Here is a 24,652-nt window from a genome sequence, read left to right as displayed (position 1 = left end):
CTTTTTATATTGCTATTTTTTATATATTAATACAAATTTCTTTAATTTGATTGTGAATTTTCTTTATTTTCTTGTTCCGCTTCTGCTTTTACCTTATTTTGTATTTGTGTATTAATAGCATCGTTTACGCTCCATTTGTAAACTAACACACTTTGAATATCAAATATATTAAAGCTAGGTTTAAATCTAATTTCTTTCATTTTATTAAAAGCATTTATCTCTGTCACTTTAAATGTACCAATTCTTATTCCTTTTGGTAATACATCACTCACACCAGAAGTTTCTATATTAAAAATTGTATCTTTAGTTACACTTCCTTCATTAAAGTTTTGTACTGAAAAAGTTCCATTTCCATTTCCACGCAAAATTTGCTGGGTATTACCATTTAATACTACACTTAATTTCGATGCTTTACTTGTCAACAAAGTAACTTCTGAGTATTCTTCACTGACTTTTGAAATTTTACCAATAAGATAACCATCATACATTACTGGTAGATTAACTTTTATTCCTTGTGAAGTACCTTTATTTATATACATTTTTTCTGATGAATTTCCATTTTCTACAAGTGCCACATCCGCAGCTATAAATTCAGCAGGATTTTTTTGTCTCATTTCCAGCATTTGACGTAATTTTTCATTTTCTTGTTTTAGATATGCAAGTTCCATATTCTGAACCTTATTTTTTTGCAATTCAAAATCCCTAGTTTTATTATTTTCAACATAATCTTCAATATAACTGATGTCATTAACTCTGGACTTCAATTTCAAAACTTGAGTATAAAGCATACTTTTTACTTTTACTAGCCTAAAATTGACTGCCTGTGTTATTCCATCAAGAAATGTAAAAGAACTTGTAATTCTATTTTTAAAGGCAAATAAGACTATTATTATAATTACTATTATTAAAAGCGTTCTACCTGTACTTTTTTTCTCAGAAAAATTATCCAAACTCATTATTATATAATCCTCTCGTTTATTATTTTAAAAATTATACTTAAAACCCCAGAAAAAATGAACTAAACAAAACTGACATGTATCTAGTTTATTTAAAGTAGTTATAACTTTTAACTTTGGCTTTAAAGTAGCATTATTATAATAGCACATAACCTATATTATATCAAGTTTTTTTATAATTAATTTTTTTATACAATTATAAAATTTTAACCTACAAAACTTCTTTTAATATTAAATTTCTAAAAGCAAAAGTAAAAAAAGAAGAAAAAAAGACACTTTCTAATTTGTGTCTTTCTTTAATTTAATTAGTCTTTACCAATAACCGCTTTATAACGTCTTTGAAGTTTTGCATTTTTTTCAGGATTATTTCTTAAATAAAAGTTTACTTTTTCAATTACATCTTCAGTAGTATGTGTTCTACCATCATCAGCATCTTCTACAACTTCCTCTACTACTACTTCTTCTGTAACTTCATCAACTGGTTGAAAAGTAATTTTTTTGTTAGATTTTTTTTCAGGTTTTACTTCTTTCGCTTGTTTTTCAACTTTTGATTGCTCCATAAGAGCTTCCTTTCTGTATTGCTCAAGAATCTTTTTTGTATTATCAGCAAATGATACTACTGAAATAGCTGTTAATGCAATTAAAATAATTTTTTTCATGCTTATCACCCTTTCTATAATTATGCATATTAACTTTAAATTGTTAAATAATTTCAACTTATTATACCAATAACTGTAAAAAACTGCAAGAAAAAAATAAATATTTCAATTTATAATTATATTTTTGTTAAAAAGATTTTTAAAAAATAAGTGCATAATTATTTGATATTTAAATTTTTTTATAGTACAATATGTATGATTAAAGAAAATTGAATACAACAAAAATAACATTTTTAAAGATTCTTTCAAAAAATAATTAATTAGAAAGGCGAAATTTGTATGAGAATAAAAGAAAAAATTAAAATTGGAATAGATAAAATTGGCTTTGCTATGCCAAAATACTTTTTAGATATACGAGATCTAGCACTTGGAAGAAATGAGAATGAAAATAAGTTTGTTAAAGGTCTTATGCAAAGTGAGATGAGCATTGCACCTGTAACGGAGGATATTGTGTCACTTGGGGCAAGTGCGGCTGAACAGATTTTAGATGAAGAAGATAAAAAAAATATTGAAATGGTTATTGTCGGAACAGAATCAGGAATTGACCAAAGCAAGGCTTCTGCTGTTTTTATCCATCATCTGCTGGACATTCAGCCATTTGCACGATGTATCGAAATTAAGGAAGCCTGCTATGGGGCAACTGCTGCTTTAAGTTTTGCCAAAAACTATATTGAAAAAAACGAAAATGCCGCAGTTCTCGTAATTGCTTCAGATATTGCAAAATACGGAATTGACACTCCTGGAGAATCTACACAGGGGGCAGGAAGTATCGCAATGCTAATAAAAAAAGACCCAAAAATTGCCATCATAAATGATGAAAATGTATGCCAAACCCGTGATATTATGGATTTCTGGCGTCCCAACTATTCAGATTTCCCAATAGTTGACGGACATTTTTCAACAAAGCAGTATCTTGACTGCCTTGCAACGACATTTGATGAATACAAAAAAAGATATAATCAAGATTTATCCGATTTTGATGCTTTCTGTTTTCATTTACCATTTCCAAAACTTGGATTAAAAGCGATTAATTCACTTTTAGAAAAAAATATTGAAAAAGAGATAAAAAATAAATTTTTGGAAAAATTTCACACTTCAATAATTTATGGAAAACGAGTCGGAAATATCTACACAGGCTCTCTTTATCTAAGTTTGCTTTCATTACTTGAAAACTGTGATAGCTTGAAAGCCGGCGACAAGATTGGAATGTATAGTTATGGAAGCGGTGCTGTTTGTGAATTTTTTAATCTAACTCTTGCAGAAGGCTTTAAAAATCATCTAAGGCATGATAGATTAAATGATTTTGACAATAGAAAGCAATTGTCAATAAATGAATATGAAAATTTATTTTTTGAAAAAATAATTTTAGATAATGAAGGAAATTGCGATTTTTCAAATAGAAAACTTATTCAGGAAAGTGATAATGCGTTTATATTGGAAAAAGTGGAAAATCATAAAAGGATTTACAAAAAAATAAAATAAATTTCTGAAAGGAGCTAATTAATATGAATTTAGAAGAACAGCGGCAGTTTATTTTATCTGGAAAGGTTTACAATGATTTAACTCCAGAGCTTATAAAAGCTAGAGAAAATACTGTTTTTTTAACAAATAAATACAACGAAAGTTTTGGAAAACCGTCATCAGAAAGAGAAGCAATCCTAAAAAATCTTTTAAAATCAATTGGTAAAAATGTACATTTTGAACCAACATTCCGATGTGAATTTGGATTTAATATTTCAATAGGAAATAACTTTTATGCAAATTTTGACTGTGTAATGCTAGACGGTGGCGGAATTGAAATTGGAAATAATGTTCTTTTTGGTCCAAGAGTAGGAATTTATACTTCCAATCACAGCATTGATGCAGAAGAAAGAATAAATGGGGGATGTTATGCCAAGCCTGTAAAAATTGGGAATAATGTCTGGATTGGTGCGGGAGTCCACATTAATCAAGGAGTTACAATCGGAAACAATACTATTATTGGCTCTGGAAGCGTAGTTACAAAAGATATTCCAGATAATGTAATTGCCGCAGGAGTGCCGTGCAAAGTTATCAGAAAAATAACAGAAAAAGATAAAACTGGCTATAAACCTTAAAAATTTAAACTATATTTTCACTCAAGCATTAGAATTTGACAATTTTTTAAGTGTTTGAGTTTTATTATAAACTCAAAACGGAAGGAACTGTTTTTAAATATGAAAAGGGAAAATCAAAAAAAATTAAGCTGGCCTGGATTTCAGAAAAAAGAACGGACTGAGCGAATACAGATGTTAAAAGATAATGGCTTTTTAACTGAAGAATTTGAACAACTTCTGAAAAAAAACGAGAACTTGCCACTAGAAACTGCAAATCAGATGTCTGAAAATGGAATTGGAACATTTGCCTTGCCATTCAGCGTTGCTCCAAACTTTGTTATTGATGAAAAGGATTATGCTGTGCCAATGGTTACAGAAGAACCATCTGTTGTAGCAGGGTGCAGTTACGCAGCTAAAATTATTGCAAAATCTGGCGGTTTTACGACAAAAATTTTAGACAGAAAAATGATTGGGCAAGTTGCATTGTATAATATTTTGGACTTTGATAATGCTATTTCAATGATTTTGGAAAATAAAAATGAGATTTTAAAAATTGCAAATGATGCTCATCCTTCGATTGTAGCCCGTGGTGGTGGTGCAATTAATATTGAAGTAAAAAATATTGATGAATTTCTGATTGTTTATCTGATTGCCGATGTGAAGGAGGCTATGGGCGCAAATATTTTGAATACAATGCTTGAAGCCATAAAAATACCGCTTGAAAATATTACAAACGGAAAAAGCCTTATGGCAATTTTATCAAATTATGCAACTGAATCCCTTGTAAAAGCCGAATGTGAAGTAAATGTAAAACTTCTTAGCAGCTCAATGGAAACGTCTATTGAAACTGCAAAAAAAATAGAACTTGCAAGCAAATTTGCAAAACTTGATATTTATCGTGCCGCAACTCATAATAAAGGGATTTTCAATGGAATTGATGCTGTAGTAATCGCTACTGGGAACGACTGGCGTGCAATTGAAGCTGGAGGAAATGCTTTTGCTGTGAAAAATGGAAAATATGAAGGGCTTACAACTTGGACTTTTGATGAAAGCACAAATAAATTAAAGGGAGAACTTACCCTTCCAATGCCAATTGCAAGTGTAGGCGGCTCAATAGGACTAAATCCAAGCGTAAAAGCCGCATTTAATATTTTAGGAAATCCTGATGCAAGGACACTGGCAAGCATTATCACATCAGTAGGACTCGCTCAGAACTTTGCCGCGGTAAAAGCGCTTGTTACAACTGGAATACAGCACGGACACATGAAACTACAGGCTCGTTCGTTAGCACTTTTTGCTGGTGCAAAAGGCAAGGAAATTGATATTGCCGTAGAAAGGCTTTTGGAAAGTGGAAAAAGTATTAATTTGGAAAATGCGAAGACAATTTTGGAAGAAATAAAAATCAAAAAATAATATAGCAGAAAAAAAGAGGTAGTTCATAGTGGCTACCCCTTATTTTATTACATTTTATTAAATTTACATCATTCCTGGCATTCCCATTCCACCTGGCATTCCGCCTGCTGGTGATTGTTCCTTTTCATTTCCAACAGCAACTTCAGTTGTTAATAATACTGATGATACTGATACTGCATTTTGAATTGCAGAACGTGTTACTTTAGCAGGATCAATGATTCCAGCTTTTACCATATCTACATATTCTTCTTTTGCAGCGTCAAATCCTGTTCCATTTTCAGAATTTTTTACTTTTTCAATTACAACACCTGCGTCAATTCCAGCATTGATAACAATTTGTCTAAGTGGTGCAGATAATGCTTTTTTCACAATTTCCACTCCAAGCCCTTCTTCACCTTCCAATTTAAAGTCTTCAATTGCTTTTGCAATTTGAATTAAGATTGTTCCTCCTCCTGGAACGATTCCTTCTTCCACAGCCGCTTTTGTTGCGTTTAAAGCATCTTCAATTCTCAATTTTCTTTCTTTCATTTCAGTTTCAGTTGCAGCCCCAACTTTTATTACAGCTACTCCCCCAGCTAATTTTGCAAGTCTTTCCTGCAATTTTTCCCTGTCATAATCAGAAGTTGTTTCAGCAATAGAATTTTTTATTTGCCCAATTCTTGCTTGAATTGCATCTTTTTCTCCAAGCCCATCTACGATAACTGTGTTATCTTTAGTAATTCTAACTTTTTTAGCTTGTCCCAAGAAATTCAAGTCAGCAGTTTCAAGTTTAATTCCTTTTTCTTCAGAAATAACTTCTCCACCTGTTAAAATTGCAATATCCTGTAACATAGCCTTTCTTCTATCCCCAAATGCAGGAGCTTTTACAGCGGCAATGTTTAATGTTCCACGAAGTTTATTTACAACAAGAGTTGCAAGTGCTTCTCCTTCCACATCTTCAGCGATTATAAGCATTGGTCGTCCTAATTCTACTGTTTTTTCCAAGATTGGCAATAACTCTTTCATGTTTACAATTTTTTTATCTGTGATTAAAACAAATGGATTATCCATTTCCACAACCATTCTTTCAGAATCTGAAACCATATAAGGTGACAAATATCCGTTGTCAAACTGCATTCCTTCTACAACTTCCAGAGTTGTATCTAAAGAACGAGCTTCCTCAACTGTAATAACTCCAGATTCTCCAACTTTTTCCATAGCCTGTGCAATAAGTTGCCCAATTTCGACATCTCCTGCTGAAATTGCCCCAACTTGTGCTATTTCTTCATTTGATTCCACCTTTTTAGCTCTTTTTGTAAGTTCTTCAATAACTTTTTTAGAAGCAAGCTCCATTCCACGTCTTATAAACACAGGATTTGCTCCAGAAGCTACCATTTTCAGTCCTTCTTTGATTAAAGCCTGTGCCAGTACAGTTGCAGTAGTTGTACCGTCTCCAGCTACATCATTTGACTTTGTAGCCACTTCTTTTACAATTTGCGCTCCAAGATTTTCGATTGGATCCTTAAGTTCGATTTCTTTTGCTATTGTAACACCATCATTTGTAATCATTGGTGCTCCAAATCCTCTATCTAATACAACATTTCTTCCTTTTGGTCCAAGTGTAATTTTTACAGCGTCAGCCAATGTATCTACTCCCACTTCAAGCGCTTTTCTTGCATCTTCATTAAATTTTATTATTTTTCCCATTTTTTATCATCTCCTTCTAAATTTTGTAAATTTTTTATTCTAAAATTCCTTCGTAATTTAACAATATAATTTTTATTTTAATAAGAAATCAAAATTACTTGTTTTGTAATGTCTGTCTTATTTTTTAATACATTTAATTTTTATACAAATTTATTTTTTAAAATTTTTATTATTCAACAATTGCCAAAACATTGTCTTTTTCTAAAATTAAGTAGCTTTCTTCCCCATCCTTAACTTCTGTTCCAGAATATTTTTCAAAAATTACTTTATCTCCAGCTTTAACTTCCTCAACCTTTGAACCAACTGCTAAAACTTCTCCAATTATCGGTTTTTCCTTTGAAGCTGTCCCTGGCAATACAATTCCACTTTTTGTAACTTCTTCCTGTTCTGTCTGTTTTATTAAAACTCTTTCTCCCAATGGTTTAATTATCATTTTTCCCTCCTAAAATATCTTAATCTTTAATTCAATTTTATTTTTAGCACTCTTTAAGTTTAAGTGCTAACAATATAATAATACATTTTTTAAAATTTTTCAAGTCTTTTTTCCATTTTTTTCAAAAATTTTTATAGTTTTTTAAAGACTAGAAAAAATGACTCATTTCTGAGCCATTTTTTTTATCTTTTACCTTTATCCTTGTAATAACTTTCACGTATTTCTTTTAAGATTTTTTGTGCTTTATCATTTTGCTCTTTTGTGTGCCTTACTGCTTCAACATTTCCTTTACTATCAGATTTTATTATTATTTTATCTGTACTTTTCGGCGTTTTTGCAGGTTTGGCTGCTTTGTTTCCACTAAAATAACTTGCTCTTGCTGCTTTTAGTGCTTTTTTAGCTCGTTTCATTTCTTCTGGTGTCAATTCACGTTTTACAGTTGGAGCTGGAACTGGTTCATATGTTGAAGAAGCATCTGTTATTCTAACTTTTTCCTTTTTATCCTTTACTTTTGGTGTTTTTCTTTCAACAACTTGCTGTTTTTTTTCTTCTTTTTCTTCAACTGATTGTTTTTCCCTTTCAGCTTTTTCTTGCTGGAGCAATCTTTCACGTTCAGCCTTTTCTTCGGCTTGCTTTCTAGCTTTTTCTTCCCTTTCTCTAGCTTTTTCCGCTTCAATTTGCTCTCTTTGATTTTTGTAGTAATCATCCCTTACTTTTCTTAAAATTGTTTGTGTACCAATAGCTAGTAATGGGATTCCTACTGCCAAAATTGAAGTTATAATTATTAATTTCTTTTTATTCTTCATGAATATTCCTCCTAATTTTACTTTAAAAATAAAGTAAATAAAATATATCTGAAGTTATTTTAAGATATTATATTTTATACAATTATCCAAAAAAATTCATCCATATCTTACCTACTAATGATACCACATTTATTTTATTTTTTCAATTTATTTTTACTTATAGTATTTTTAATAAATTCCCAAATATTTTAAACAAATTTTTAAAAACCTTTGACATGATAATAAATATCTGAAATTACCTTGCTTTTTTATTTATAATATGTTATTCTTTGCTTGTGAAAATATTGAGAAATATATTTAAATAAAATAGGAGGTAAAATGGCTTTAATTATACAAAAATATGGTGGAACTTCCGTAGCCGATGCCAAACGTGTAAAAGAAGTTGCAAAAAGGGTTGTAAAGTATAAAAAGGCTGGACATGATGTAATTGTTGTTGTTTCTGCACCAGCTGGGAGAACTGACGAGCTAATAAAACGAGCTTATGAACTGTCAGATTCTCCAAATAAACGTGAATTTGACATGCTTTTGACATCAGGAGAGCAAATTTCTATTGCATCTCTTGCCATTGCTGTTGCTGATTTGGGAGAAAAGGCAGTTTCATTAAATGCGTTTCAAGTCAATTTTAAAACAACATCTGTGCATACAAAAGCTAAAATCATTGACATTGATACCCAAATCATACAAGAAAAACTAGACGAAGGAAATGTAGTTGTGTTTGCTGGATTTCAAGGAATCACTGAAAATAATGAAATTACTACGCTTGGGCGTGGTGGTTCTGATACAACTGCTGTTGCACTGGGAGCTGCTCTTAATGCTGATGAAGTTGAAATTTATACTGATGTTAATGGAGTTTACACAGCTGATCCCAGAATTGTAAAAAACGCTAAAAAGCTGCAAACTATCTCATATCAGGAAATGCTGGAATTGGCGGCTTCAGGAGCAAAAGTGTTGCATCCAAGATCAGTTGAAATTGCTGCAAAGTATGGTATAAAAATACATTTACGTTCATCATTTAACGATTCTACTGGAACTATTGTCCAATATAATGAAAATGCTGGCGGAATAGAAAGCGAAAATATTAATATAAAAGGAGAAACTATGGAAAAAGTAAAAATTTCAGGTATCACATCTTCTAAAAATGAAGGAAAAATTACACTTTTTGGAGTACCTGACAAACCAGGAATTGCTGCAAAAGTATTTTCCAGACTTGCAAAGGAAAAAATTAATACTGACATAATTTTACAAAGTTCGAGCAGAAATAAAGAATTGAATAACATTTCATTTACTGTTAAAAGTGATGATTTAAAGGAAGCTGTTGCTATTTCAGAACAAATAAAGGAACAAATTGGAGCGGAAGGTGTTTCATTTGAAGAAAAAATTGCAAAAGTATCTGTTGTTGGAATTGGGCTAAAAAGCCATTATGAAACAACATCTGAAATTTTTGACACACTTGCAGAAAACAATATAAACATTGATATGATTTCTTGCTCTGAAATTAATGTTTCATGCATTATCCATGAAGACGATGTAGATAAAGCTGTTACTGCGCTTCATAAAAGATTTATTGAAATTGATAATTAAAAAAACAAAAATAAACAACTTAAAGGGAGGTCTTTTAAAAATATGAAAATAGGAATTGTTGGACTTGGAACTGTCGGAGAAGGAGTTCTTAAAGTATTAACTAACGAAAAAGAAAGCATTTTTGAAAAATCAAGAGCCGAGATTGAAGTGAAATATGCTTGTGATTTAAACATTAACCGTGATTTTTCTTTTGATTTTGATAAATCAATACTTACAAATGATTACAAAAAAATATTAAATGATCCTGAAATTAAGATCGTTGTAGAACTAATTGGTGGAGAAACTATAGCAAAACAAATAATTATTGAAGCATTTGAAGCTAAAAAAAGTGTTGTTACAGCAAACAAGGCTCTAATTGCAAAATACGGAGTGGAACTATTCCAACGTGCAAAACAAAATGGAGTATCATTTCTATTTGAAGCCGCTGTTGGTGGAGGAATCCCTATTGTAACACCTTTAATGGAAAGTTTAGTTGCAAATACAGTTACTGAAATTCGTGGGATTATGAATGGAACTTCAAACTATATTTTGACAAAAATGAAAGAAGACAACTTATCGTTTGATGAAGCACTAAAAATTGCCTCTGAAAAAGGATATGCAGAAGCTGATCCTACCTATGATGTAGATGGAATTGATGCAGGACATAAAATTAATATTCTTGCCTCACTTGCCTACGGAGGTTCAATCAAATTTAAAGATATGCAATTATCAGGAATAAGAGAAATCAGCACTGTTGACATTTTCTCAGCAAATCAGCTAAACTCAACTATAAAATTAATTGCAAGCTCAAAACTATTGTCTGATGCATCAGCACAAATTTCTGTAGAACCAACATTAATTCCAAATAGCGAAATTTTAGCAAAAGTTGATGATGTTTACAATGCAATTGAAACAACTGGTTCTTACACAGATAAAACTTTATTTTATGGAAAAGGTGCTGGAATGGATCCTACTGCGTCAGCTGTGGTGGCAGATATCGTAAAAATTGTAACAAGAAATCACATTGAATCAGATTATTTCTTTAATTCTACAAAAGTATTTGAGATTGTTGATTCTAATACAGTAAAAGATTCTTACTATATAAGAGTTTCAGATGATTTTGATATAGAAAATTCGCCTTTTGAACTAATAAATCAAATTGAAAATTACTATATCATCTTGGCAAATAATATTTCAAAAAATGAGATTAATGAGATTTTGAAAGATGCGAAAGAAAAACTTGTATTAAGAGTCATGAAATAAAAAAGTTTTTAAGGATATTTTTTTACTAGTACTGTACCCTGTTTAAACAGCGAAAATTATATTTTAATTCTTTGGGAATATAAAGTTTCAATTTCCTTTATTAAAAAATTTTTTAACAAATTCGCTATTTAAATGGGGTTTTTTTAGTATAAATAATAAGTACTTTTTTAAAATTCTACTTACATTGTTTATGTTTATCAAATAGTAATATAAAAAGAAAGAACTTTCTTAAGTTCTCTATAACTTTTGAAAATTCTTTCTTAATTTTTATGTTTTATTTAATTAAATTTTCAATTCTTTCTCTTACTTGCGGTACTGTTAGACCAATAATTACTTGAATTGCTTTACCTTTTCTAACTACTCCATGTGCTCCACCAGCTTTAAATGCAGCGTCTTTTGCTAATTTTGATTCATCTTTTACACTTACTCTTAATCTTGTTGCACAGTTATTCAATTCTTCAATATTATCTTTTCCACCTAATGCTTCAAGAATGATTATTGCTTGATCCATATACTGATCATCTGAAGAACCAGAAGCAGCTCCACCTTCACCATGTTTAGCTTTATAATCAGCTTTAGTATAAAGTTTCATTTCTTCATCTTCATCTTCTCTACCTGGAGTTTTAAGATTCATTTTTTGAATTAAGAATTTAAATACAAAGAAGTATATTGCTGTAAATATTAATCCTATTATTATTTGAGTAATTACTGTTCCAGAGTGATTTTTAAACATAGGTATCCAGTTTAGGAATAAGAAGTCAAGTAATCCTCCTCCCATATTTCCAACTACTCCAAAAGCATACATTGTTGCTGCCATTGTTGCTGCTAAGAAAGCGTGAACCGCAAATAATAATGGCGCTATAAATAAGAATGTAAATTCTAATGGCTCAGTTATACCTGAAACTACTGCTGTAAATACTATTGGTATTAATAATGCCGCTACCGTTTTCTTTTTCTCAGGTTTTGCAGTAGCATACATAGCAAGTGCTATTCCTGCTGCACCAAATATTTTTGAGTTTCCATGTAATGCAAATCCACCACCTGGGAATAAAGTTTTTAATGCTTCTGTACTTTGAGCAAATTCTTTTATGTGTTCAACCCAGAAAACTTGAATTCCGTTAGGAACTACTGCCGGACCAAATACAAATGGTGTATAAACAAAGTGGTGTAATCCTGTAGGTATTAATATTCTTTCTAAGAATGTATAAACCCATACTCCCAATACTCCTGAAGCTTTCATAAATCCTTGCATTGCACCAATTCCCATTTGAACTTTAGGCCAGATTAATACTGTTAAGAATGCACAAGGAATCATAACTACAAACCCTACTATGTATACAAATACTGAACCTTGGAATACTCCTAAGAAATCAGGTAACTTTTTATCAAAGTATTTATTATGTAAATATACTACTAGTGCCGCGATTAGAATACCACCGAATAAACTTGTATCTATTGTTGGAACCCCAGCTATTGCAGAATAACCTGTTACACCGTCTGCTATTTGTTTAGCTGCATCTATTCCGTAGAATACTTTTAATATCGCTGATACAAAATAGTTAAATGTCATATATAATGCAAATGTTTCTAAACATGCTCTTGCATTTGTCTTTGTTGCCAAACTTATTGGTAATCCTATTGCAAATAATAATGGCATTTGTCTAAATACTGTCCAACCACCTTCTGCAACTACATACCAGAAATTATACCACATTGACCCTTCTTCAGCAATTTTCCCTACAACTTGCGTATTAGTGAATACTGATGCTAGTCCTACTACTATCCCCGTAAATGCAAATAATAGAACTGGCGCCATCATTGCTCCACCAAAACGTTGGATTTTTTTCATCATTTTTACTACCTCCTAAAAATTTTTATATATTTGATTTATTTTTTCCTTATATTAAATATACCACACTTTTTTAAAATGTCAATACATTTACGTATATCTTTTTTCTATCAATTTTTTTAAAAATTCGTTATGTTATTAAAAACCTCCGATTATTACTAGGTTTTTTGTTAGTTTAATATTATGATTTCATTTTAAAATTATCGTTTATTAATCAAAATTTAAGTTTCTAATTCCAATTCTATTCCAAAATGATCTGATATTATTCCTTTATTTTCATTATTAAAAATAACTTTACTTTCTTTTACTTTTATTTCCTTATTACTAAATATATAGTCTATTCTCTTTTGAGATTTATCATGATCCCATCCATGAATTCCTTTATCAACAGTTACCCCATGGTCTTTTTTTTCAGCTAAAACATATGTATCATATAATCCTTGGTTTAAAATATTTTGATAATCTTCAGGATTTCCATTGGCATCTGTATTAAAGTCTCCCATTAATATTTTTAAATTATCTGTTTTAGATCTTTTCAAAATATTTCTCAAATTTTCTCCCATATCTTCAGTTTCACAATTTGGTAAATTCATATGACAACTGTAAAATTCAATATCCTGTCCTTTATAATCAATAGTGATACTAACAATTCTTCTTGCCGATATTGTTCTTACTGATTGTGCAAAAGTACAGTAAAACTCATCTTCAGCCTTGATTTTATGTCTTGTTATTATTGCCACACCTTCATTATACTTACTAAATCCAATATGTGAGTTACTCCAGTGATAATAATAATCTGTGTCTGTATATTCCTGTAATTTTTCCAAAAGTACCCATCCATAGTTTTCCTGTCTTATATCATCAAAAATTATAGGATTGTTCATAAGTTGATTTACTTCCTGCATCGCTATTACATCATACTGCTTTTCTGCAATATCTCGTGCTAAAATATCAATTTTCTCCATTTGATTTTCTTCCAGCCACGCATGAACATTAATTGTTAATAATTTCATTTTTGTACTCCTTATACATTTTTTTATTTATAAAATTTATTTTTCTTCCAAATATTTTTTTATAAGATTGTCACAGCTTTCTCTATTTTGAATCATTAAGTTAAATATGTTATCTTTTTCGGCTTTTAATTCATCCAAATCAACATATTCTTTTGTTTTAAAGACATAACCTAATATATCCAAATTACAGCCTTTTTTTAATACAGCTTCATTTGAAATTAGTCTCGAAATACCATTTATTTCTTTTTTGTTTCTAAAAACTTCTACTAATTCCTTGTAATTTTCAGGTTTTATTTTGTCACTGCCTTTTTCAAAGAAATTTTGTGCCTGAATAAATAATATATTATTTCTATTAGTTTTATCATCGTTAAAAATTATTACTTGATTTTTCAATATATTATTAAAAGGCATTGAAATAACACATTTTATCTTATCCATTTTTATAATTTCTTCTATTTTGTTACTATCCATTAGATAAAAAGCGTCTTTTTCAATCATTCCTTTTTTATTTTTTATAAAAAAATCATATACTGTTTTTTCATTATTTTCTTTTTTTGTCAAAATTTTTACTGTGTTTTCTGAATTTTCGAGATTTGCCATAGCATTTAAAATTTCAATGATTGTATTTTTATCATTTTTATTTATTTTCTCTCCATAAAAATTGTTATTTTCAAAAAAATCATTATTATATAAAATTTCATTCTTTTGAATATTTAAAAACTCTGCAGATAACTCATTAATACTTTTATCATGCATAATAGACATATTAATTACACCATCTGCATAATTTTTGACTATTTTTGCATATCTACCTCTTAAAATATCTAATTTTAAATCCATTTCTGATTGTTTTAAGCTTTCGATAAATTCGGCTGTATCAGGATAATTAATTACAAAATCATATGTTTCTGCAAACATATCTATCTTATTTGATAGTTTTTCTATATTTTCCAAATAACTACTTTGAAAATTATATTCAAATCCAAGATTGTTTAAATATTCTAAAAATAAATAATTATCATCTCGTAAATTTTCTAGTTCTTCCCCCACAACTTTACTCACAGAAGCAATATATAAGAGAAGCGACATTTTAAGGATTGATGATTTTTGATAATTTTTATTATTTTCCAATTCTTCCATTATAAGTTCAAAAAATTTATTCTTCATTTATTATCACCTTATTTTCCGCCAGAATTTTTTCTTCTATATACTTTTTCTTAAGCTGTAAATATTCCATTGTGCTTTCTTCTTCTGTTTCAAAATTATTTATTATTTCCACCATTCTATCCTGTACTTCTCTTTCAGGCAAGTCTATATCAAGCTCTACAATATCAGTTTTGTTTACTGCCCTTACAGCACTCATTGTCTTGTATTTTTTTTCAAAATAAAGCAATAATAACTCTGTTTTCAAAAGCCATTGCAGGTATTTAGGATTTACCTTTTCATTTGCTCTCAAAATAAAATAAAGTGTAGCTGGTAATACATTTTCATAATCTTTATCCACATACACAACTTCTATTTTACTTCCCTTAGCTTGAAATAGTACATCATTTTTTCTTACAAAATATTTTTCATTTATTTTATTTTTTCCATCTCTATATCTTTCTGGAACTTCTGCATTTTCAAAACTTTCTATCTTTCCATTATTTACAAGGGTTGGATTTAATAAAAGATAGCCAGTCTTTGAATCGGCTGTTTTTACATTTAATGGTGCTATTATATCTACATTATCCCCTAATTTCATTTTTTCACTTCCTTTTTCATTTCCTGCTTCTGTAAATATTATACCATAAAAAAATATGGAATACTATAAGATAACATGTTTTGATTTGTATATATTAAAAAAAACTTTTATTTTAATTATTCTCTTTGACTTTTGTAAAATCAGTAAAACATCCTTTGTTTTCTTTAATGTGTGCATTTTCTTCCGCAATGTCTTTATTTTTAAAGCTTACAACATCTTCAGCATTCTCAACAAATAATGTTGTTCCTTTAGCTTTTAACTTTACTCCACATTTAAATTTAAACACTCTGTTTTTTACTCCATTTTCGAGCAACATATCGTATCTGTTTTTAGAAAATTTTTCTATAACTAATGAAGTATAGTTTCCTATGTTACTATTTCCTACCATTGCTGTTTGTTCTAAATATGTATCTGTTTTTCCGCTGTAATAAAGATTATTTGTTGTAACAGAAAAAATAGCATTTGGCTCTAAAGGTATTATTTTTTCTTCTCCCACAGTTGAAATTATATTTTCATTGTCTAATTCTGTATCCTCTTGATTTCCTTGTATTTCAGAAGATCCCAATGATGTTGTTATCCAATAAATTGTTAAACAAAATACTATTAATATTATTGAAAAAATAATATTTATACCATTTTTATTATTATTACGTGTATATGTTTTAACCTCTTTTTTATGACTAATTCTGATACTTTTATTTATTTGATTTACAGTATTACTACTTTTATTCGCCTGTAGTTTTTCTCGTTTAACTTCATCTAATTTTTCTTGCAATACAGTGATTGATGAATTTTCAGCCCAGTATAATTTCGCATCATTCAAATATTTTTGTGCTTCTGCAAACTTAGATTTTTTTATAGCTCTTAGAGCTTCAATACACAAATTTTCTGATTTTTCGGCATATCTGCTTTGTCTTATTTCTCGTTTAGATTTATTACTTTCAATATTTTCATTTGTTTTATTTGAAATATTTGAAGTTATATATGGTATTTTATTTTCTTTACAAAATCCAATTACAATGTTTTGTGCTTCATTCCTATTTTTTAATATTTTATCAATTTTATGAATACATTCGTTAGCAGGAATTTTATTTTTTGTTAAATTATGAACCTGCTCTATTTTCTCTAATTCCTTGTATACTTTCAAATACTTTAAATGCTGCAAATAATCATCATATTTTTTTATTTTATTTTTATCATTTAACATTAATTCACAAGCACTATATAGCTTTTTTTTGGCAGAAGTTTCATTGTCAAACTTAATCAATTTTTTTCGATTGTCATCAATTTGCTGTTGTATTAAATTTTTCATATTCAGCCCTTCTGAAACCAGAAAATCATATAAATTATCCTTGCTTAATATTTCTAGATACTTCTCAAATGCTGAAAATTCATAAAACTCATCAAATTTTATATGAACATATTTCAAAAATTTTTGGTATACTTTCTCATCGTACTCTTTTTGTTCTATTTTTAGTCCACTTTTTTCTATCCGTTCTCGTACAAGATTTTCCTTCCGTCGAGTTTTATTAGCAATCTCTGTTACTATTTTTTCAGTAACTGTAACTCCACCAAGATATTTTAAAAAGTCATCTATTGGTTCAAACAGTTTTTGTTGAGCGTCTTTGATAAGTTCTTTTCTTTTAGTCTCATCTAGCATTTCTTTCTGTATAATGCCACTTTTGGCCAAATTATTATATTTTTTATATTTTTTTCCATCAAATGGATCACTTTCTTTTGCCAACCAATGCCGCTTTTTCTCTTCAATTCTAGCTTCTATCTTTTTTTCATTTTCTTCAGGAACTGGATAATATTCTAATTCAAGTATTTCATACCAATTATTGCGTATTTTGGCTATTTTTTTGTTCTCTTCTGCCATTTTTTAAACTTCTTCCTCCTTCCATAGAAAATTATTTTAAATTTGCAATTATAAAACTATAATTTTGTTATTTCATACTACTAAATTATTTAGTATTTATCAGTTCAATTTTAAACTCAAATATGTTAATCATTATTAAGAATTTACTATAATACCGCTATTCCCTGTGATTTTTGTGTCAATCTTTCTAACTCTTCCTTTGTCATTACACCTTTTGTTTCAAATTTTACATTAACTTGCTTATTTCCAGTTTTATCTAATCCTTTTACTTCTAAAATCCCTTCTTTATTTAATTTAAGAGTAATTTCAACTGGCGAGCCAGCAGGTGTATTTTTAGGTAATTCTAACACTGCATCTCCTATTTTCAAATCCTCATCCACTTCAAAATATTTATCCATGTAATCATTTTCATATATTTCAATGTCAACTGTAGCTTGATTATCATAAAGTGTACTAAAATTACCTGATACTTCCAAAAATCCACTAGGCATTGCTTCGTTTTTTATTATCATATTAAAACAACTTTTAATTCCTTCTTTATTTTCTACTTTTACAGCAAAACTTTTTGTTGTTGCTATAACAATTTCTCTCGTATTTCCACCAATACTCATCATTTCAGGAGAAAATGTTAAATTTTCCTTATAATCTTGTGCTTTCAGCTCTTTTTCATCGCCATTAACTGTAACTTTCACTTCTTCATTTGATTCAAAGTCCTTCGCTGTAAGACTTTTTTGATTGTTTACATAAACATTTACAGCATGAATTGCTGCCCCTTTTGCTACAGCTTCATCTGGTTCAAGAATCTTAATTTCAATTTCACTGAAATTTTTGGCAAGTGCTTTCTTAACTTGCGGCATTCTCGTAGAACCACCAACCAACAGAATCTCATTAATTACATCATATCCTTTATTTTTTGCAACTTCAATAGCTTCTTTAGTTTTCTTCAATGTTTCATTTAATAAAGTAGATGTTATTTCATCAAATTCATCTCTAGTTATTGTCACTTTTTCTCTATTTCCCATAACTTCCAACATATCTCCAGCTTGACTTCTCGAAGTTAATTGTTTTTTTATTTTTTCTGCTTTCAATCGTAAATCTTGTTTTGCATATTCGTCAAATTCAATATCATAACCTATTTTTTCGACAAACTGATTAGCTAAATATCCAATTAATACCTCATCCCAGTTTTTCCCACCTAAATCGTGGTCTCCATCTGAACAAATAACTTGAATTTTATCAGCACTTATCCTCATAATTGTTACATCAAATGTTCCACCACCGAGATCATAAATTAAAATTGTCTTTTCATCCTGTTCCTTTGCACATCCATAATATAGTGCTGCTGCTGTTGGCTCACTTATGATTTCCAACACATTCAGCCCAGCAATCTTACCAGCATTTTTTGTAGCTGTACGTTCTGCTGTACCAAAATAGGCTGGACAAGTTATTACGACGTCTTTAACTTCCACTCCAAGCTGCTCTGACGCATCTTGCGTTAATTTCCTCAAGATAAATGCTGAAATTTCCTCAGGCGTCTTATCTTCCCCATTATAGTTAATTGCAAAATCAGTTTTTCCCATCAACGTTTTTACGAGCATAACTGTTGTTTCGGGATTTAATACTGCTTCAGCTTTTGCATCAGCTCCAACAATAACATTATCTCCTTCAAACGCAACCACAGAAGGTGTTATATTGTCTCCATCATTATTTTTTATCACTTCCGCTCTTGCCGTATCATCTACCCGTGCTATACATGAATACGTTGTTCCCAAATCAATTCCAAACACATATTTTGACATTTTTATTCTCCCTTCATTTTATCATTTTCTTCGTCTTTTTTATGAATATAAACTTCTACTTTTTCAGGCAAAATCACTTTTCCTTTGTACATATAGCCACTGCTCAAAATATTATAAATTTTACCATGTAGTTCTTTATCTGAAGTATCAATTTTTTTTATTATTTTTTGCTTTTTCCCATCAAAATCTAAATTTTCCTCATTCTTTGTATCATAAATTTCTATATCATTGTTATCAAGAATCATTTTGATTTCTTCAATATAACTTTGAAGTAATTTTAACTTTTCCTCATCTGTTTTTTCCTTAAAATTTCCCAAACCTCTTTTCATACTTTCCTTCATGTTTATCAAATCAAATATAAGAGGCTTTATAAGCTGAAAATGTAAATCATTCCTATATTCTTGAATTTCTTTGTGAAGTTTATCCGCAATTTCTTTTTCAAAACTCGTACTCTGAATTTTTTTCAAAAATAATTCATTCATGCCATCTAGCTTAGTATTAATATTTTTAATATTTTCTAATATTTCATCAATTCTATTATTATCACTGTGTTCAACTTTGCAATTAATATTTCCCTTTTCTTCCATCTCCTCTTTTTTCATAATTTTCATCCCTTCTCCTAAATTTAGATATTATCTTTATTTCATTCTTAATTTTGATATAAAAAATTAGCAATAATTAAAAATTGTAACTATTCTATCTAAACTTTAATATTTTTCTGAGTAAAAAAATTAAACTTCTCCCTTTTTTATTCATTTTTCATTCTTTTTAAAATAACATTTCTCTTAAAACTCTTACTTTTTATTTAAAAATCAAGTATCTATAAAATTAATTGTTTTAATTATACCATATTCATTATTAAATTTCATTAATTTTTTTTGTAGAGACCAAAAAATGCATTTGAATTCTTTGTTATTCACATTTCAAAACAATATAGAGCTTTAAAAGTATTACCATATAAATAGTTTAAAATTCATTAAAACTTTTCAATTCTCAATATCTTAAAAAATCTTTTAGAAATAAATTTTAATAAAAAAAAAGACTAAGTCCTAAAAAATTAACTTTTTAGAAAAATAGTCCCTATTATTTTTGTAGACAAATCATTTATTATTTCTTATTTTTTTCAGAATTAATATTATCCTTAGTTTCAGAATCTAGTTTTTCTTTATCAGAAATTATTTTCCCTCCCAGCATTCCAGCCAATACAGATTTTAAATCAATTCCTGTTGAATCTGTAATACCATCATTAATTTGAGCAATTGATTTTGTAATATCTCCAACTAATTTAGAAGTATTTCCATCACCATACATAGTTATTTTATCAATATTATTAAGTGGAGCAGCAACATTTTTTGAAATTTCTGGCAATGCTTTAAAGTACATTTCCATAATTGCGGCATTTCCATATTTTTTCATTGCATCAGCTTTTTTATCTATTCCTTCGGCTTCAGCAAGAGCTTTTGCTTTTATTGCTTCAGCTTCGGCAAGTCCTATTTCACGTTTACTTTGAGCTTCTGCCAATGCTTTTAATTTAATACTTTCTGCTTCTGCTTGAGCCTTTAATTTTATACTTTCAGAATCAGCTTGTGCTTTGATTTTCATAGCTTCTCCCTCCTGTTGTGCCATTATTTTCAAGGCTTCAGCTTCTTTCGTCTTTTGGTAAAGGATTGCTTCGGCTTCTCTTTGTTCTTCAATCAGTTTACTTTCAGCCTGTTTCGTCTTTCTATAAAGTTCTGCATCTGATTTTATTTGATTATCTACTTTGATTTCAGCTTCTAATTTTGCCTGATTTGTTTTTATTGCCTGTGTTTCACGAGTAAAGTTACTTTCCCCCTGAACTTCTTCCAGTTCTTTTCTTTTTCTTTCAGTTTCTAGTTGATAAGTCATATCTGCAGAGGCTTTTTTCGTATCTGACTCAATTTTTAAATCTGCTTTTTTTATTTCTAGTTTATTTGTTTTTTCAGCAATTTCTTCTGCTACTTTTAATTCAATGTCCTTTGCTTCTTTATCTGCATTAGCTTTTGCAATAGCAATTTCCTTTTCAGCCTGTGCTTTGGCGATACTTGCGTCTTTTGAAATTTTTGAAATATTTTCAATTCCTAAATTATCAATTACCCCTTTTTCATCCATAAACGACTGTACAGCAAATGAAACTACGACAAGACCCATTTCCCGTAAGTCTGGGGATACATTTTCTTGAACTTTCACATTAAATTCTTTTCTATTTTGAACCATATCCTTCAAGTTCATTTGTCCTATAATTTCACGTAAATTTCCTTCCAGCACTTCCTTTACAGATTCACCAATATATTCACTTTTTTTATTTAAAAAGTTTTTAGAAGCAATATTTAAAATTTCTGGCTCTTGTGAAATTTGTAGTTTTACAATTGCATCAGCCTTTATATTGATAAAATCATTTGTTGGAACAAAAACCGAAGTGTTAACATCTACAGAAAATAACGATAGATCTAAATAATCCACTCTTTCAAAATATCTCAAATAAAAAGCCAATTTCCCAGTCACAACTCTTCTTTTAAATCCACTTATAAATGCTGCCCTATCCATCGGAACACGAATAAATCCGACAAGCGAAAGTACAAAAATAATTAGCAAAACACTCGATATCGGAATAAAATTTCCTAATAAAAATGCCATATTTACCAACTCCTTATTTTTTATTTACAACTATAAATTAATAAACTTATTAAAAAACGAAAGAAAGGGCATGAAATATCATACCCTTATAAAATAAATTAATCTAAGAAAAACAATTTTTACCAAAACTTATAAAAATATGAATATTTTTTATTTAAAATTAGTAAGTTTTTTAATTTTTCAAAATTATACATTTCTTCTTTCACGTTCCCTTCTTTCTCTTCTTGAAAGGGGACGGTGTGATTCATTTGGTGCTCTATCTGAAATATCATCACCTATCATCTCATTTTCCTCATGCTCGTATCTTACATTTGAAACTTCTTCGTGAGTCAAGTTGTTTGTATCTTCTTCACTACGAACTCTTAATTTTAAGATAAATGAACTTGTTTCACGTTTTATAGCGTCAATCATTTCATTATAAATCTCATAAGCCACAATTTTATAATCATGAATAGGATTTCTTTGTCCATAAGAACGTAGTCTTATTCCTTCACGCAGTTCTGTTAAATCTTTCAAATGTTGTCGCCATTTAGAATCTAGCACTTCCAGCATAATGTATCTTTCAATTCTTCTAAAAATTTCTTCTCCAATTGCTTCTTCTTTTTCATCATAAATTCTTACCAAATCATTGTAAACACTATTTGAAATCTCATCTGCACTTGCATTTGCTAAATCTGCTGAAACTTCATATTCAAATATTTCGTGAAGTTTATCTGATAATAAATTGAAGTCTTTCTCCCCATTATCTTCACCAACATACGCAGAATGCACAATATCATCTACAGTATCTGAAATCATATTTGTAATTAACTCTTTCAAGTTTTCATTTTTCAAGATAGCATCCCTTTGCTCATAAACAACTTCCCTTTGAGTATTATTTACATCATCATATTCGATAAGGCTCTTTCTTGATGAGAAGTTTCGGCTTTCAATACGTTTTTGAGCATTTTCAACAGATTTACTTATTTGTTTGTGACGAATTTCTTCATCTTCGTCAATTTTTAACATTTTCATCATGCTTTTTAATCTATCTCCACCAAATAATCTCATCAAATCATCATCAAGCGACAAATAAAATTCTGATGTTCCAGGATCCCCTTGACGCCCTGCCCGTCCTCTTAACTGATTATCAATACGTCTACTTTCATGTCTTTCTGTTCCTAAAATAAATAATCCACCAGCTTCAAGCACTTTTTTCTTGTCTTCTTCACATTCTTTTACATATGCTCTGTAAACATCTTCATACTCAGGTGTTCCTTTTACCGCAACTTTTGTAGCAAACGACTCTGCATCTCCCCCAAGTTTAATATCCGTTCCACGTCCTGCCATATTTGTTGCAATTGTTACTGTTTTAAAACGTCCTGCTTGTGCTATAATTTCCGCTTCTCTTTCATGATGCTTAGCATTCAATATTTCGTGTGGAATTTTAGCTTTTTTTAATAATGCAGATACTTCTTCTGAATGCTGAATAGAAGCTGTACCAACAAGAACTGGCTGTCCTTTCTGATAAAGTTCTTCTATTTTTCTTGCAATTGCTTTATATTTTGCGTTCTTATTCATATAAATAACATCGGCTAAATCTACTCTAGCAACAGGTTTATTTGTAGGCACTACAATAACTTTTAAGCTGTAGATTTGTTTAAATTCGTCTTCTTCTGTTTTTGCAGTCCCTGTCATTCCTGATAATTTTTCATACATTCTGAAATAGTTTTGTAACGTAATTGTCGCAAGAGTTTGGTTTTCTCCAGCAACTTCCAATTTTTCCTTTGCTTCGATTGCTTGATGCAGTCCATCTGAATAACGTCTTCCTTCCATCAAACGTCCAGTGAACTCATCTACTATAATAACTTCATTGTCATCGTTTATAATATAATCTCTGTCTAGTTTAAACAATTCTTTTGCTTTCAATGCCTGTGTTAAAAAGTGAGTAAGTTCTACGTATTCTGGCGAATATAAATTATCAATTTTTAACATTCTTTCAACATTTTTAATTCCCTTATCAGTAATTGTAACTGTGTGTGATTTTTCATCAACTTCATAATCTTCCCAATCTTCATCAGGAATTACAGTATTTTTCTTATCTTTAATTTCTTCAGTTTTGTAGCTTCTTTTTAATTTTTTTGCAACTTCTGCAAAAGTATTGTACCATTCTGTAGTTTCTTCTGCTGCTCCCGAAATAATAAGTGGCGTTCTTGCTTCATCAATTAGGATTGAATCTACCTCATCGACAATAACATAGTTATGCCCACGTTGCACTTTCTCATCAAGTTCTGCCACCATATTATCTCTCAAATAATCAAATCCAAATTCATTATTTGTTCCATAAGTAATATCACAGTTGTAAGCAGCTTTTCTTTGTTCTGGTGTAATATTCCCAACAACAACTCCTGAAGTCAGTCCCAAAAACTCAAAAAGTCCGGCCATAATATCTCTATCACGTTTTGCAAGATAATCATTAACCGTTACAACGTGTACTCCTTTACCTGGCAATGCGTTCAAATAAATTGGCAGTGTTGCCATCAGAGTTTTTCCTTCCCCCGTCTTCATTTCTGCGATGCAACCTTTATGAAGTATCATTCCACCAATGAGCTGAACATCATAGTGACGCATACCCATAAGTCTTTTAGAAGCTTCCCTAACTGTTGCAAATGCCTCCACTAATATATCGTCAAGTGTTTCTTTTTCTAATCTTTCTTTAAATTCAACTGTTTTATGGCTTAATTGCTCATCTGTCAGTTTTTCAAAAAGTGGTTCAATCTCGTTAATTTTGTCTACCAATTTTTGCATTTTTTTGATTTCTCTTTCATCTGATGTACCAAATATTTTTTCTCCTATTTTTTTTAACATTTTTTCTAATTTTCC

At 29.7% G+C, this 24,652-nt stretch carries 19 protein-coding genes; 5 read left to right on the top strand and 14 right to left on the bottom strand.

What is annotated here, in order from left to right:
- Positions 1-41 precede the first annotated feature (41 nt).
- Both mreC and ACZ5B9_RS05420 read right to left on the bottom strand, forming a co-directional pair.
- Positions 42-956, bottom strand: a complete 915-nt coding sequence (gene mreC, locus ACZ5B9_RS05425; protein WP_464423683.1) for a rod shape-determining protein MreC — start codon at positions 954-956, stop codon at positions 42-44.
- A 305-nt stretch (positions 957-1,261) separates the two neighbouring features.
- On the bottom strand, positions 1,262-1,615 hold the full coding sequence (locus ACZ5B9_RS05420) for a hypothetical protein (protein ID WP_464423682.1): 354 nt from the start codon (positions 1,613-1,615) through the stop codon (positions 1,262-1,264).
- 279 nt (positions 1,616-1,894) lie between these two features.
- Between ACZ5B9_RS05420 and ACZ5B9_RS05415 the strand changes: the two genes are divergently transcribed.
- From ACZ5B9_RS05415 to ACZ5B9_RS05405, 3 genes are all read left to right on the top strand, one after another.
- A complete protein-coding gene (locus ACZ5B9_RS05415) occupies positions 1,895-3,097 on the top strand; it encodes a hydroxymethylglutaryl-CoA synthase (protein ID WP_464423681.1) in 1,203 nt (400 codons plus the stop codon).
- A gap of 23 nt (positions 3,098-3,120) precedes the next feature.
- Positions 3,121-3,711: a sugar O-acetyltransferase gene (locus ACZ5B9_RS05410; protein WP_018499649.1), complete on the top strand. Its 591-nt coding sequence runs from the start codon at positions 3,121-3,123 to the stop codon at positions 3,709-3,711.
- Between the two features lie 99 nt (positions 3,712-3,810).
- Positions 3,811-5,103 (top strand): hydroxymethylglutaryl-CoA reductase, degradative, encoded by a 1,293-nt coding sequence (locus ACZ5B9_RS05405; RefSeq protein WP_464423680.1) that lies wholly within the window; start codon positions 3,811-3,813, stop codon positions 5,101-5,103.
- 63 nt (positions 5,104-5,166) lie between these two features.
- On the opposite strand, the gene groL is transcribed toward ACZ5B9_RS05405, so the two are convergent.
- The 3 genes from groL to ACZ5B9_RS05390 form a co-directional block, all read right to left on the bottom strand.
- On the bottom strand, positions 5,167-6,789 hold the full coding sequence (groL, locus tag ACZ5B9_RS05400) for a chaperonin GroEL (protein WP_464423679.1): 1,623 nt from the start codon (positions 6,787-6,789) through the stop codon (positions 5,167-5,169).
- Between the two features lie 169 nt (positions 6,790-6,958).
- A complete protein-coding gene (locus tag ACZ5B9_RS05395; RefSeq protein WP_071124638.1) occupies positions 6,959-7,222 on the bottom strand; it encodes a co-chaperone GroES in 264 nt (87 codons plus the stop codon).
- Positions 7,223-7,404: 182 nt separating this feature from the next.
- On the bottom strand, positions 7,405-8,028 hold the full coding sequence (locus ACZ5B9_RS05390; RefSeq protein WP_021769305.1) for a hypothetical protein: 624 nt from the start codon (positions 8,026-8,028) through the stop codon (positions 7,405-7,407).
- 318 nt (positions 8,029-8,346) lie between these two features.
- Between ACZ5B9_RS05390 and ACZ5B9_RS05385 the strand changes: the two genes are divergently transcribed.
- Positions 8,347-9,609 carry an aspartate kinase gene (locus tag ACZ5B9_RS05385; protein WP_464423678.1) on the top strand — a complete coding sequence of 421 codons (1,263 nt, stop codon included), beginning with the start codon at positions 8,347-8,349 and terminating at the stop codon, positions 9,607-9,609.
- A 42-nt stretch (positions 9,610-9,651) separates the two neighbouring features.
- Positions 9,652-10,851, top strand: a complete 1,200-nt coding sequence (locus tag ACZ5B9_RS05380) for a homoserine dehydrogenase (protein WP_464423677.1) — start codon at positions 9,652-9,654, stop codon at positions 10,849-10,851.
- 274 nt (positions 10,852-11,125) lie between these two features.
- On the opposite strand, the gene ACZ5B9_RS05375 is transcribed toward ACZ5B9_RS05380, so the two are convergent.
- From ACZ5B9_RS05375 to secA, 9 genes are all read right to left on the bottom strand, one after another.
- Positions 11,126-12,703 (bottom strand): alpha-glucoside-specific PTS transporter subunit IIBC, encoded by a 1,578-nt coding sequence (locus tag ACZ5B9_RS05375; protein WP_464423676.1) that lies wholly within the window; start codon positions 12,701-12,703, stop codon positions 11,126-11,128.
- A gap of 218 nt (positions 12,704-12,921) precedes the next feature.
- Complete coding sequence (locus ACZ5B9_RS05370; protein ID WP_464423675.1) at positions 12,922-13,713, bottom strand: endonuclease/exonuclease/phosphatase family protein; 792 nt, start codon at positions 13,711-13,713, stop codon at positions 12,922-12,924.
- A gap of 36 nt (positions 13,714-13,749) precedes the next feature.
- Positions 13,750-14,880 (bottom strand): N-6 DNA methylase family protein, encoded by a 1,131-nt coding sequence (locus tag ACZ5B9_RS05365; RefSeq protein ID WP_464423674.1) that lies wholly within the window; start codon positions 14,878-14,880, stop codon positions 13,750-13,752.
- Positions 14,870-15,457, bottom strand: coding sequence for a restriction endonuclease subunit S (locus ACZ5B9_RS05360; RefSeq protein ID WP_021769299.1), 588 nt, complete (start codon positions 15,455-15,457; stop codon positions 14,870-14,872). Before ACZ5B9_RS05360 ends, ACZ5B9_RS05365 begins: the two co-directional genes overlap by 11 nt.
- Positions 15,458-15,569: 112 nt before the next feature.
- On the bottom strand, positions 15,570-17,336 hold the full coding sequence (locus ACZ5B9_RS05355) for a hypothetical protein (RefSeq protein ID WP_464423673.1): 1,767 nt from the start codon (positions 17,334-17,336) through the stop codon (positions 15,570-15,572).
- 146 nt (positions 17,337-17,482) lie between these two features.
- Complete coding sequence (locus tag ACZ5B9_RS05350) at positions 17,483-19,135, bottom strand: Hsp70 family protein (protein WP_464423672.1); 1,653 nt, start codon at positions 19,133-19,135, stop codon at positions 17,483-17,485.
- A 2-nt stretch (positions 19,136-19,137) separates the two neighbouring features.
- The gene (gene grpE / locus ACZ5B9_RS05345) at positions 19,138-19,746 is read right to left on the bottom strand and encodes a nucleotide exchange factor GrpE (protein ID WP_464423671.1); all 609 of its coding nucleotides are present in this window, start codon (positions 19,744-19,746) and stop codon (positions 19,138-19,140) included.
- A 496-nt stretch (positions 19,747-20,242) separates the two neighbouring features.
- Entirely contained in the window at positions 20,243-21,790 is a 1,548-nt protein-coding gene (locus ACZ5B9_RS05340; RefSeq protein ID WP_071124630.1) for a flotillin family protein, read from the bottom strand.
- A gap of 186 nt (positions 21,791-21,976) precedes the next feature.
- Positions 21,977-24,637: a preprotein translocase subunit SecA gene (gene secA, locus ACZ5B9_RS05335; protein WP_464423670.1), complete on the bottom strand. Its 2,661-nt coding sequence runs from the start codon at positions 24,635-24,637 to the stop codon at positions 21,977-21,979.
- Positions 24,638-24,652: the final 15 nt, after the last annotated feature.

The organism is Leptotrichia sp. SK-5, from assembly GCF_055387215.1.
Note: the sequence above shows the minus strand (reverse complement) of the source record. Positions and strands in the feature narration are given on the sequence as shown.

What these genes read in the sequence shown, in the direction of transcription:
- mreC (WP_464423683.1), bottom strand. Translation starts at nt 956, where the DNA reads ATGAGTTTGGATAATTTTTCTGAGAAAAAAAGTACAGGTAGAACGCTT.
- ACZ5B9_RS05420 (WP_464423682.1), bottom strand. Translation starts at nt 1,615, where the DNA reads ATGAAAAAAATTATTTTAATTGCATTAACAGCTATTTCAGTAGTATCA.
- ACZ5B9_RS05415 (WP_464423681.1), top strand. Translation starts at nt 1,895, where the DNA reads ATGAGAATAAAAGAAAAAATTAAAATTGGAATAGATAAAATTGGCTTT.
- ACZ5B9_RS05410 (WP_018499649.1), top strand. Translation starts at nt 3,121, where the DNA reads ATGAATTTAGAAGAACAGCGGCAGTTTATTTTATCTGGAAAGGTTTAC.
- ACZ5B9_RS05405 (WP_464423680.1), top strand. Translation starts at nt 3,811, where the DNA reads ATGAAAAGGGAAAATCAAAAAAAATTAAGCTGGCCTGGATTTCAGAAA.
- groL (WP_464423679.1), bottom strand. Translation starts at nt 6,789, where the DNA reads ATGGGAAAAATAATAAAATTTAATGAAGATGCAAGAAAAGCGCTTGAA.
- ACZ5B9_RS05395 (WP_071124638.1), bottom strand. Translation starts at nt 7,222, where the DNA reads ATGATAATTAAACCATTGGGAGAAAGAGTTTTAATAAAACAGACAGAA.
- ACZ5B9_RS05390 (WP_021769305.1), bottom strand. Translation starts at nt 8,028, where the DNA reads ATGAAGAATAAAAAGAAATTAATAATTATAACTTCAATTTTGGCAGTA.
- ACZ5B9_RS05385 (WP_464423678.1), top strand. Translation starts at nt 8,347, where the DNA reads ATGGCTTTAATTATACAAAAATATGGTGGAACTTCCGTAGCCGATGCC.
- ACZ5B9_RS05380 (WP_464423677.1), top strand. Translation starts at nt 9,652, where the DNA reads ATGAAAATAGGAATTGTTGGACTTGGAACTGTCGGAGAAGGAGTTCTT.
- ACZ5B9_RS05375 (WP_464423676.1), bottom strand. Translation starts at nt 12,703, where the DNA reads ATGATGAAAAAAATCCAACGTTTTGGTGGAGCAATGATGGCGCCAGTT.
- ACZ5B9_RS05370 (WP_464423675.1), bottom strand. Translation starts at nt 13,713, where the DNA reads ATGAAATTATTAACAATTAATGTTCATGCGTGGCTGGAAGAAAATCAA.
- ACZ5B9_RS05365 (WP_464423674.1), bottom strand. Translation starts at nt 14,880, where the DNA reads ATGAAGAATAAATTTTTTGAACTTATAATGGAAGAATTGGAAAATAAT.
- ACZ5B9_RS05360 (WP_021769299.1), bottom strand. Translation starts at nt 15,457, where the DNA reads ATGAAATTAGGGGATAATGTAGATATAATAGCACCATTAAATGTAAAA.
- ACZ5B9_RS05355 (WP_464423673.1), bottom strand. Translation starts at nt 17,336, where the DNA reads ATGGCAGAAGAGAACAAAAAAATAGCCAAAATACGCAATAATTGGTAT.
- ACZ5B9_RS05350 (WP_464423672.1), bottom strand. Translation starts at nt 19,135, where the DNA reads ATGTCAAAATATGTGTTTGGAATTGATTTGGGAACAACGTATTCATGT.
- grpE (WP_464423671.1), bottom strand. Translation starts at nt 19,746, where the DNA reads ATGAAAATTATGAAAAAAGAGGAGATGGAAGAAAAGGGAAATATTAAT.
- ACZ5B9_RS05340 (WP_071124630.1), bottom strand. Translation starts at nt 21,790, where the DNA reads ATGGCATTTTTATTAGGAAATTTTATTCCGATATCGAGTGTTTTGCTA.
- secA (WP_464423670.1), bottom strand. Translation starts at nt 24,637, where the DNA reads ATGTTAAAAAAAATAGGAGAAAAAATATTTGGTACATCAGATGAAAGA.